The following is a 1,581-nucleotide window of genomic DNA, read 5'->3' as shown; positions in this document are numbered from 1 at the left end:
TGCTGGTCGCCGGCCGTGGACACCGGCGTGGGCCGGGGTTGCAGGGTCATGAAGTCCGAGACGCTGATGGCGCCGAGCACGGGCCGGAGCGCGGCAGGCACCTGGCGCCGGCTTTCGTCATGGACGATGTGCGGCGAGCCGAGACCCTCCCGGTGGCCCCGGTGTTCCAGCTCGCAACCCCCGGCGGCCAGCACGTTCCTGACCCAGTCCGAGTCGCTTCCATAGGTCAGCGCGACGACGTAACCGCCGTCGGAGGTGAACACGTTGACAGGGGTCCGATACTCGCGGCCCGACTGGCGTCCCTTGTGCACGATGACACCGAAACCCGGCACACGTGTCGCGGCGGGACCGGTGACGCGGTTGGTGGCCCGGCGGTTGGCCGAGGCGATCCATTTGGGCAGAGGCATGTGGTGACCTCCTCGAAGTGACCGGGGACCTGGGCTTCCCGGACCTGCCGGACCGGCTTCCGGACCTGCCGGATCCGGCAAGTTCGGAAGCCCGGTCGCGCCAAAACCATGATCACGCCGCCTTTGGTCCCCTGAACGGTTCCACAAGGGTGATTGTCATACCCCGCATATTGGCTGTCGTACCCTGCCGAGCAGCGGAAATCTCGGTGGCCTCCGATGGCCCGACCCCGGCTACGCCCCCGTCGTCCCCTGACTCGCCCGAAGTCCTACGCGCATCGCTTGCGGTAGTTTACGCATGGCTTCGGTACGTTTACACATGAACCCGTCCGCCGCGACGCATGTCCCCGTGGCATCCCATGGTAAGCCTGCGGCGAGGTCCACGACGTGCTTCGAGGGGCGCCCTTGGGGACGTGATGTCCGTGCGCTGTTTTTCCAGCAATCCCTCGGCCCCGGCCATACGAAAAGAGCCATGATCGCACAGCCTTTGGTCGCTACGGTCTGTTCTTATTGCTTCTTGATAGGGTGCTGGCTAGCCTTTCAGGTGTCTTCAGGCTGTGGCTCTGTCGTTGGCCATACCCGGTGAGGATGCGCCGAAGACGCCAGGCCGGCCGGGCTATGGTAGGCGTGTGTAGCCGGAGTAAGGGGTGATGACATGACGGCGAGTGTCTTCGAGTGCGATCCCGATGTCGCCCGGCAGGTCTCCAGCCACCTGGCCGATATTCGCAGCACTCTTACTTCTCTCGGTGCCGCCTTCGACGGTCTGCATGGTGTGACCGGCTCGAAGGAGGTGGAAACGGCGCTGGATCATTTCGTGAGCCATTCGTCGGACAGCCGCGAGTCGATGGACAAGTTGCTGGAGCGGGCATCCGGCCTGCTACGCGGGCTGGCCGAGGGGGTGTCCGAGGTGGATTCCGGCCTGGCCAGGGCGTTGCCGTCGGCCCTACCTGCGGCTCCTGTTGTCGCGGCGTCCGCTTCGCCGGTGGCTGCGGGCCGCGCGCAGTGAGCGTGACAACCACCGGTGTTCCTTCGTGGTTCACACTCCGGGTTCCCCAGTCCTGGTTCGAGTTCGACGTGTGGCGGGCCACCCGTACCGGTGATCTTGCACGTCTCGTCGACGCGCGGATCGCGGATGTTCCGCAACTGCGGCCACAGCGGCCGGCGTTGCTCAAGCTGC

At 65.8% G+C, this 1,581-nt stretch carries 2 protein-coding genes; one reads left to right on the top strand and one right to left on the bottom strand.

All coding sequences use genetic code 11. The features are described from left to right. Positions 1-407: nitroreductase family deazaflavin-dependent oxidoreductase (locus DD1DGNOD_RS18780; protein WP_131770729.1), on the bottom strand; the 407-nt coding region annotated here is incomplete at its 3' end. A gap of 652 nt (positions 408-1,059) precedes the next feature. Between DD1DGNOD_RS18780 and DD1DGNOD_RS18775 the strand changes: the two genes are divergently transcribed. Next, positions 1,060-1,410, top strand: coding sequence for a hypothetical protein (locus tag DD1DGNOD_RS18775; RefSeq protein ID WP_131770728.1), 351 nt, complete (start codon positions 1,060-1,062; stop codon positions 1,408-1,410). The last annotated feature ends 171 nt before the right edge of the window (positions 1,411-1,581 follow it).

The organism is Candidatus Protofrankia californiensis (assembly GCF_900634765.1).
GTDB classification, from domain to species: Bacteria; Actinomycetota; Actinomycetes; order Frankiales; family Frankiaceae; genus Protofrankia; species Protofrankia californiensis.
This window is presented reverse-complemented; position numbering and strand designations above follow the sequence as displayed.

Excerpts from the sequence above, each read along its gene's own strand:
- DD1DGNOD_RS18775 (WP_131770728.1), top strand. The coding sequence starts at position 1,060 with ATGACGGCGAGTGTCTTCGAGTGCGATCCCGATGTCGCCCGGCAGGTC.